Here is an 8,117-nt window from a genome sequence, read left to right on the forward strand (position 1 = left end):
CCCCACCTTTTCCCGCTCAGCATCACGCTCAACCGTGACGGCATCGCGGGCGACCTTCACGGTATCGAGACGCAGGGCCAGGTACGCGACAGCCACCAGCAGCGCCACCAACACCCAGACCCACATCGGCACCAGCTTGAAGAGAGCCGTCATGGCACGTCCCGGAAGAAAATGTGACGACCAAGCTTCAGCGTTCGCTTGGCAATGGCTGCCCAGTCCGGTGCTTTCAGCATCGTGGTGGAGTAATAGTGGGTGGCTCCGCCAGTGGGATCAGGTTGCTTGCCATCGATGACGATTGCGGCGGCCTGACGGGCCAGAGCGAATTGGGCCGGAGGGATCGGCTCAGCACCGCTCAAAAATGGAAAGTTCGGATCGTTCTTGTTCCAGCAACTGAACTGCCAGGCTTTTTGGCATACGCCTGTATAGCCCTCCCCCCACCAATCTGGTTTGCCATCGTTGTGCAAATCCATATCTACGCGGTTGCGAATGGACCAGGCCACCGCGACCATACCCGCCAGACCTTCACTACGGGCTTCACCCCACAGCGTCCGGGCGAGGATGTCGCGGTCTCTCTCTGTAACAGTCATGCTTTTCTCCAGACGAAAAAAAACCGCTCAATAGCGGCCTTGGGGATCGATGGTTTCGTTACAGCTGTACTACCTTGACGGGTTTCTTCTCCTTCTTTTTCTCGCCTTTAGCTTTGGCCTTACCGGCCTTGCCACCGTTGCATTCAACGGTCGTTGTCCACCCAGACTGGGTGAACATCTGCTCAACTGAGTCGACCAGGTACTCACCATCCAGTCCGACCTTGAAGCCTTGGGCATTCACGATGCGTTCGGCAAACAGATCCGTACGCCCGGCCATCTCCAGACGAACACCCGCAGTGCTGCGATTGAACGCTGCCAGCCGGGCCTTAGCCGCCTGTTCTGCTGCTGACTTGTTGGGATAGATGTGCCGGTCGGTGTGCACGGGCGGCAAGCCATCCGGTGATTCGTCGTTGCTCAGCTCGACGACATTCAGCTTTCCGTTCTTCTTGTCCTGGTGCTTGGTCTGAACAGCCTTGTGCGTGGTCTTGTCACCAAGCCGGAATTGCCAACGCGCTACATCACTGACCCGAATCGTGACCACGCCCAGCGCTTTGCCGCTCGCACTCTCGCTACCCTGACGCGGCATCACCAGCAGCTTGCCGTCCGCAACCTTGGCGGTGCAGTCATAATGTTTGGCCAGACGAGTGATGAAATTGAAATCCGATTCGTTGAGCTGATCGACACGAGGGATTTTCGTTTGCACCGGACAGATAGGCTCCCAGCTATTACGAGCCGCCACGTCGCGAACGATTTGCTGCAGCGAAACGTTTTCCCAGCTACCACTGCGCGTGGTCTTGCCACTGCCCCGCATGTCACTGGCTTTGCCGCGAATAACCAGGGTGCTCGGAGGACCCGAGACATCGATGTCGTCGACGGTGTAACGCCCCACTTTCGTGAGCGCGTGACCGGCGTAACCCAACTGTACTTCGATACCCGCTCCGCGCGGGGGCAAGGCAATTGCACCATCGCGATCATCAAGGCGTAGCTCAAACTCATCCGATTCAAGGCCAGGCTTATCGGAGGTGCGTAACGAAAGAAGCCGATCATTGATCAGCGCGGTGATGTCCGTACCATCCGCCAAAATACGAAACACAGGCTGCATAAATGATGCTCCGATTAAAAGAAATCCCGCTCAAGGCGGGACTGGATGACACAACAAGCCAGGGTTAATCCCACAGTTGAATGATCTCTTCGGTCGAAACCGATATATCCGGCAGCATGATCAGCACCCCGGCACGAAATGGTTGGGGCTCATCTGCCAAACCCTGATTAGCATCCAGCACCGCCTCAACTGAGCCGTTCAGGTGTCCGTAATACTGCTGGCACAGGGTGTCCAGCAGGTCGCCGTTAGACGTTCTGCAGGTCGTCGCCATAACTTACAAACTCCAGTGAAAAGCCCTGTTTGCGAGGAATACCCCCGGCAAGCAGATTGCTTTGTTCTTCATCGACACTGAGCAGGCACCAGTTGCCCAGCACCTGGCCGTACCCTGTTGTGAGGCTCAGCGGTTGCAGGTTGCGGCCCATGCTACGCAAGGTGTCGAGCTGTTTGAGACCGCCCTTGAAGCCGGGGAAGATCACGCCCTTGAGACTCAGCTTGTCCTCTCCCTGTCCGACCGCTTGCTGGGCGATGCTGCGGGTTAGCCGTTCCTGACCCGCCCAGCGAAAACCCGTCTGTCGCCGCAACTCATCAAACGCGGCCGTATCGAGGTTGAAGTAGTACGGCTGCGCATCGGCCTTGAGTGGCTGAATGATCAGCAGATGGGGGAACGGCTTCACCGCCTCCGGTGCCGGTGTCGCATCGGTGGCCAGGCTACTGGTGGGAACAATGCTGCCCAACGAAGGGCTGACACTGCCCGCGATCCGATTGACTGCAGCACCCGCTTTTGCGGCCTGTTCCTTGAGCCTGCCGATGCTGTCCTGCACTTGCGAAAACGCCCGGGTTGCCCGGCTATAGGTCGCAGCCACCTGACCGACCTTGGCCTGAGCGGCGCTGATTGCCCGCATGGTCCGCTGCAACTTTGCCCCCATGGCAGGACCAACGAATGGCACGTTTTCTAGCTCTGACGCGGCCCCTGTGATATCGCTGACCGCACCGTTCATAGGCCCGAGCATGTCGTCCATGTTTCGCCGACCGGCCTCACCGGCGGCAACCAGCGATTTCAGCCCGGATTGCAATTGCTCTGTGTATGCCATCACACCTCCTACGCCACGTCGGGCTGATCAAACAACTGGCGGGCCGAGGCCTGCCGACGGAACTCATCGAATTGCCGCTGCAGAAACGGAGCAATCTCTCTTGCCAATTGAGCCGGGTCTTTTACATCACCCTGGACAGTGACCGGGATAGTCGGTGAGAACATGAATTGCTGATCGACCTTAGGCGGCGCAGGCTTGCTGTTTTCTGCAGCTTTGGCGATAGCAGGTATCGACTCAGGCGTAGGAGCAGCGGCTGCCATGGATTTGACGACAGCTCCCGGGGCGCGCGATCCCTCCCCCGATCCAAAAAAGGATTTACCGAGCAAACCGCCCAGGCTTTCACCGCCCATGCCACCGAGGAACGCTCCCACGGCACCACCAATCGCGGTACCGATCACCGGCACAATCGACCCTATCGCGGCCCCTGCAGCGCCACCGGCCAACGCCCCACCTAACCCGCCTGCAGCACCGCCATAACCTTCGGCTTTTTCATCCTGAGTCTCGGCATTCAGGAAGGTGTCCAGAGCCATCAGCCCTGCATCGAGAATCTTCCCGCCCGGGAGTGCCTTGGCTACACCACCCAGCTTTCCGGCCGCACCGGTCAGCCGGGCCAATCGACCCGGTGCAACAGCTTGAGCAGTTGATGCCGCAGAGGGCTGCAAACCACCAGCTCGAACGCCACCACCGCGACGACGTCCACGACGCGAACGCCGCTGGCCACCGGAATCAGCAGCACCGCCATTACCACCACCGATAGCACTGGCGTTGACCACAAAGACCTTTTGCGGCTGGGCACTGACCCCGCCGTTCGGGTCATTGCTCGCGCCGCCGAGCTGATCAAGCACCTTCAAGCCCGTGCTGACAGGATTAAACCCTTTACTCTTGGTCCCAGCTTCCACCTGATCCTTGCCTGCGGACCGTCCCATCAACGAACCTCGACCGATGTTGGCAATCCCCCTGCCAATCTTGACCGCGCCGAGGACTGACTTCAGAACGACCAAACCTGCTCCAAGGGTCGTGATGCCCAGAACAACCGGTTTTGCATTGTCCGATAGTCCCGTGAAACCTTTGGCCACCCAGGCGATGCCTTCAGCCACCTTGTCGGTCGCGGGACGAATGGCATCACCAATGCTGCGCATTGAGTCGTCGAGTGCCTGAAAGGTCTCGGACCAGATCTGCGACGAGGTCTGCCGACGCTCTGCCAAGTTCTTGTCGAGAATGCCGGTCGCGCTCTGCGCATCGGTCTTCAACTGCTCATACAGCGCTTTGTTTTGCGAAAACGCTGTCAGTGCCGCCTTGACCTGCATGTCCGCGAACAAATCACCCGTGCGCAGAGATTTCTCCAGGGATTCAAGCATCGACTTGGCTTTGACTGGGTCGGCTTCCTTGCTGATCCCGGCCATGGCCTCGGCCATTTTTTTAGCCTGTTCGGGGTTCGTGGCTTGGACGTAACGCTGAGCCAGGGCAAAACTCGATTCAAGGGTCGACATGCCCTTTTGAATGCCGGTATTCAGCGATGCCTGGTAATCAATACCGGCATCCTTGTAAGCCTTGACCACATCGCCCGAACCAATTTTCTCAATCCAGTTTTTCAGGTTATTTGCGGCTTCGTCAGAACCGCCGGCCGTTTTCATTTGCACCTGGAGCATTGCACCCAGCTGCGCGACCGAATCGAGGCCAGTGCTACCGTTTTTCCCCATGCTGGCCAGCAGCTGCGGAAACCACTTCGCCATGTCGGACGCTTCGAAGCTACCCGCCTGCCCCTGCAGGGCGATGCCTTCCAAGGCTTTTTCCATCACAGCCGGGTCAACGATCTTGGCATTTTGCTGCAGGGCCATGATCATCTTCGCGGTGTCTTCACCACCGGAGCCCTGACCGATGGCGAACTTGGCAGCGACCGGGGCATATGACAGGGCCTTGTCCAGTTCCATACCGGCCCCGACCAACTGGTTAACCAGGTCAGCCACATCGTTGCGCCCCATGCCGGTCTGCTGGGAGGTTTCGATGATCGTCCTGTTCATCTGTTCTTCTTCTGGCTTGTTCGCCACACCGGCCTTGATCGCAATGTCGCGAACGATTGCCTGGTAATCCGCGCTGATCTTGGTCGGAATCGCCAGCGCACCGACCCCAGCCACGGCAGTACCTATGCCGGATTTGAGACCAGTCTTACCCTGTTCGACCTGTTGATGCCCTTTGACCTTGAGGTCGATTCCCTTGGCGACATTGCCGAGAGACTGATATTCCTGCCTCAGTTTACTGACCTGAACACCCTGCTTTTTCAGGCTGTCCAGATTCGTTTCAAGTTTGCGCAGTAACCCCGACGCTGAGGCAGAGCCGCTGTCGTGGGCTTTCTTCCATTCATCGCGCAGGCGCATGGTTTCGCCGATGGTGTTCTTCAACACCTTGGCCCGGTTGCCCTGCTGCTCCAGTTTCTTGATGCGGCCTTCAACCGAGTTGAACGCGGCACCGAGCGTCGAGCTGACAGCACCGCCAATCACCAGCCCGAGCGATAGATTGTTCGCCATCGTCCACCCCATTTATGCGGGAAAAAGGCTCAGTCCGTGAGCCACCAGACCATGTCAGAGAAAGACATCGACATGATCTCTTCGGCGGAAAAGTTCAGCTCTTTGGCGAGCCGCTTTGCCGCCAACTTCTGTAGCTTGGGGTCAAAGCTCATCATCCTGGACCATACGAAAATAGCCCGCCTGGAGACGGTTGTAGTCCTTGAGCGGCAACCCCTCCAGATCCTTGGAACCCATCTCAGTGAGCGAGGCAAACAGCGTCATTTCCCGCTGCTCTGAGTCGCCGTTGGATGTGGCCGTCGCGGCGCGGACATCGCGAACAGTTGGCTCGCGCATGGTCACGGTATCGACTTGCACACCGTTGACCTCAGCGGGTCTGCTGAGCTTGATCTGGGCGTGACCGGCCGCAAAGGTTAACCACGAGTAGTTTTGCGTTACTTGAGACATGAGAAATCCTTAGAGGCCGAGGGCCGAGCGAACAGCGGCAAGTTGATCAACACCGTCAACAACACGGACCATGGCGAGAGGATCGATCTCATACATCACGAGGCCGTCGACCTCGACCTTCCAGTAGGTCAGCGCCACGGCATGCTTGATTTCGGCCTTGTCGCCTGGCTTCCAGTCGCCCATGTCGACCTCTTTGAGCATGCCGCGCAACGTGACCACCACCGGAACGACCGTGCTTCTCAGGCCCTTGAAAGCGCCACGGAACGTGCCGTTAAACGCTGTGCCGTCTGCCAGGCCGAAATACTTCAGCGACTTGCGGCGTACCCCCACGGTTACAAAAGAGGCCTCGCCTTTCTCCATACCCATGTCCATTTCGATGGGTGCATCCATGCCCCCGGCCCGGTGCTCTTCCGTTTTAAGCGTTAACTTCGGAAGGGTCAGACTGGCGACATCGCCGTTGAAGCTGACGCCGTCGACGAACAGGTTCAGGTTGAACAATACCTGCGGAATCATTGACATGTTTTTGCTCCTTAAGCGGCTATGTCGAGCACTTCGGCGATGTAGTCGTCCGTCACTTCGACGAGGAAGGTCGGGTTCTCCGCAGGCGGCACGTCGGTGAAACGAATACGCCAGAACACGCGACCCTCGCTCAACTGGCTGGCCGTGTTGAGTTCGTTGTCCGGATAGACTTCGAAGTTGATCACCGCGCCTTGGTTCTTCAGGTCGCGCATGAAGGCCTGCAGGCCTTCGGTCACATCTTTGACGTAGGTCTTGGTGAGGGAGCGGTCGACCGCCCATTTGTGGCCATAGAGAATGGCGGCCATGACCATGTCTTGCGTACGCACCCGGGTGACGAATGACCACTTGGGATCGCTGGACAGCGTGCGGTTGCCCCACAGCCGGTAGCCGTCATCACGGATGATCGTGGTGATGTGGGCTTTGTTGAGCAGGTTCGCCCGGCACGTCGCATCGCCGTCCAGAAACTCGACCGAACGAGTCGTGCCAGTGATGCCCACAAATTCCTTGTTCGACGGCGACGCCCAGAAACCGTATTCCGAGTCGGTCCAGGCGAACAAGCCAGCGGTCCAGGCTGATGCTGGTGCGTCGACCGTAGCATTGGCGACCGTGCTCCAGAACTGCACTCCAGGATCGACCATGAACAGACGCTTGCTGCCGAAGTTTGCGGCATAGGCAATTGCGGCTTCATCCGTCGTACCGGGTCCGTCGATGATCGCAATGGCACCGAGTTTGCCAGCCAGCGCATCCATTTCAGTGGCCACGGCCTGGATACGGGAGTGACCCGGGGCAATCAACAAACGAGGCTGCGCGTTGAACAGGCTCTTGCCATCCAGCAGCGCCTGCAGACCCGAACGTACTCCGGACGCCTTCACGCCGCCGATGACCGCAGAGGTCAGTGCTGCCTGGTCGGCAGTCTCGGCGACCCCCACGGCAACAATCACCGCTTTGGCGCGTTTGTAGATCGCAGCTGCAGCCTGGGCAATGGCGGAGCCGGTACCGAATGCCGCAATGGCTTCACGCTCGGTCGTCAACAGCACGGGAACGCCAACCACTGCGGTCGGGATGCCGTCGGCCAGCGGCCCGGCAGAAAAGGTGTCGACCAACCCGATGATCGAGGACGACGGCAGCGAGATGGTTCGCGTCCCTGTGTCGACACTCGTGACCGTGACACCATGGAAAAAATCAGTAGCCATTCACATGTCTCCAGATACGAAAAAGCCCCGCATATGCGAGGCCAAGGGGAAAGCGGAAAAGAAAACGCCCCGTCAGTGCGGGGCGTCAGGTGACAGGTTTAGGCCGTAGCCATTCAGGAGGCAAAGGCCTGGCGGCGCTGTCAGGAAAGTCCGGATGTATTGGCCAATCTCTAAGCTCCTTGCGATACAGCAACAACTGCGAATACTGCTCGTCCGTCAAGGTGGTTGCGCTGCCGACTTCTTGTTCATCGCGGTGCCGCGTAACTAACCACTCGTTGCTTACCAGCTCGCCGTCACGCCAGTAACGCTCATTGGCCGCTAACGTCTCATCAGAGTCACCGAGAGGAACCGAAAAGGTGCCATCGACAAACGACCATCCAAGCCCTATGTCGTTGGAGCAGGCCTGCCATATCAGCGACTTGTGATAACGGCCTTGGGGATCTACATCCGTAAGCTCCGCGACGATGCTACTTTCAATACGTGCCCACATTGGTCAATACCTGATACTGACAGAACCAGCTTTCCCAGCCCCTGAAAGGCCCCCATTGTCCATCCGACCACCACCACCTGCCCCAGGCGCCTGGCCTTCTCGCAACACCGTTTGACCTAAGCTGGAAGCATCAACTGTCGCCCCAGAGCCACCAGCCCCGCCCCCT

At 58.5% G+C, this 8,117-nt stretch carries 9 protein-coding genes; all 9 read right to left on the reverse strand.

What is annotated here, in order from left to right; translation table 11 throughout:
* Nucleotides 1–149: 149 nt before the first annotated feature.
* Nucleotides 150–587, reverse strand: a complete 438-nt coding sequence (locus AUC60_RS27245; protein ID WP_087274671.1) for a cell wall hydrolase — start codon at nt 585–587, stop codon at nt 150–152.
* Between the two features lie 58 nt (nt 588–645).
* Nucleotides 646–1,689: a phage late control D family protein gene (locus AUC60_RS27250; RefSeq protein WP_087274673.1), complete on the reverse strand. Its 1,044-nt coding sequence runs from the start codon at nt 1,687–1,689 to the stop codon at nt 646–648.
* A gap of 64 nt (nt 1,690–1,753) precedes the next feature.
* Nucleotides 1,754–1,960: a tail protein X gene (locus AUC60_RS27255; RefSeq protein WP_087274675.1), complete on the reverse strand. Its 207-nt coding sequence runs from the start codon at nt 1,958–1,960 to the stop codon at nt 1,754–1,756.
* Nucleotides 1,935–2,780 (reverse strand): phage tail protein, encoded by an 846-nt coding sequence (locus tag AUC60_RS27260; protein WP_167384405.1) that lies wholly within the window; start codon nt 2,778–2,780, stop codon nt 1,935–1,937. The genes AUC60_RS27255 and AUC60_RS27260 overlap by 26 nt, the downstream gene beginning before the upstream one ends.
* Before the next feature lie 8 nt (nt 2,781–2,788).
* Entirely contained in the window at nt 2,789–5,305 is a 2,517-nt protein-coding gene (locus tag AUC60_RS27265; protein WP_087274677.1) for a phage tail tape measure protein, read from the reverse strand.
* Between the two features lie 141 nt (nt 5,306–5,446).
* Nucleotides 5,447–5,749, reverse strand: a complete 303-nt coding sequence (locus AUC60_RS27270) for a phage tail assembly protein (RefSeq protein WP_087274679.1) — start codon at nt 5,747–5,749, stop codon at nt 5,447–5,449.
* A 9-nt stretch (nt 5,750–5,758) separates the two neighbouring features.
* Nucleotides 5,759–6,268 (reverse strand): phage major tail tube protein, encoded by a 510-nt coding sequence (locus tag AUC60_RS27275; RefSeq protein WP_087274681.1) that lies wholly within the window; start codon nt 6,266–6,268, stop codon nt 5,759–5,761.
* Nucleotides 6,269–6,279: 11 nt separating this feature from the next.
* Entirely contained in the window at nt 6,280–7,461 is a 1,182-nt protein-coding gene (locus AUC60_RS27280; RefSeq protein ID WP_087274684.1) for a phage tail sheath subtilisin-like domain-containing protein, read from the reverse strand.
* A gap of 85 nt (nt 7,462–7,546) precedes the next feature.
* Nucleotides 7,547–7,951 carry a tail fiber assembly protein gene (locus tag AUC60_RS27285; protein ID WP_087274686.1) on the reverse strand — a complete coding sequence of 135 codons (405 nt, stop codon included), beginning with the start codon at nt 7,949–7,951 and terminating at the stop codon, nt 7,547–7,549.
* Between the last annotated feature and the right edge of the window lie 166 nt (nt 7,952–8,117).

This window comes from Pseudomonas caspiana, assembly GCF_002158995.1.
In the GTDB taxonomy this organism is placed as follows: Bacteria; Pseudomonadota; Gammaproteobacteria; order Pseudomonadales; family Pseudomonadaceae; genus Aquipseudomonas; species Aquipseudomonas caspiana.

Bases quoted from the DNA above. Each gene is read 5' to 3' on its own strand.
- AUC60_RS27245 (WP_087274671.1), bottom strand. From the start codon at position 587: ATGACTGTTACAGAGAGAGACCGCGACATCCTCGCCCGGACGCTGTGG.
- AUC60_RS27250 (WP_087274673.1), bottom strand. From the start codon at position 1,689: ATGCAGCCTGTGTTTCGTATTTTGGCGGATGGTACGGACATCACCGCG.
- AUC60_RS27255 (WP_087274675.1), bottom strand. From the start codon at position 1,960: ATGGCGACGACCTGCAGAACGTCTAACGGCGACCTGCTGGACACCCTG.
- AUC60_RS27260 (WP_167384405.1), bottom strand. From the start codon at position 2,780: ATGGCATACACAGAGCAATTGCAATCCGGGCTGAAATCGCTGGTTGCC.
- AUC60_RS27265 (WP_087274677.1), bottom strand. From the start codon at position 5,305: ATGGCGAACAATCTATCGCTCGGGCTGGTGATTGGCGGTGCTGTCAGC.
- AUC60_RS27270 (WP_087274679.1), bottom strand. From the start codon at position 5,749: ATGTCTCAAGTAACGCAAAACTACTCGTGGTTAACCTTTGCGGCCGGT.
- AUC60_RS27275 (WP_087274681.1), bottom strand. From the start codon at position 6,268: ATGTCAATGATTCCGCAGGTATTGTTCAACCTGAACCTGTTCGTCGAC.
- AUC60_RS27280 (WP_087274684.1), bottom strand. From the start codon at position 7,461: ATGGCTACTGATTTTTTCCATGGTGTCACGGTCACGAGTGTCGACACA.
- AUC60_RS27285 (WP_087274686.1), bottom strand. From the start codon at position 7,951: ATGTGGGCACGTATTGAAAGTAGCATCGTCGCGGAGCTTACGGATGTA.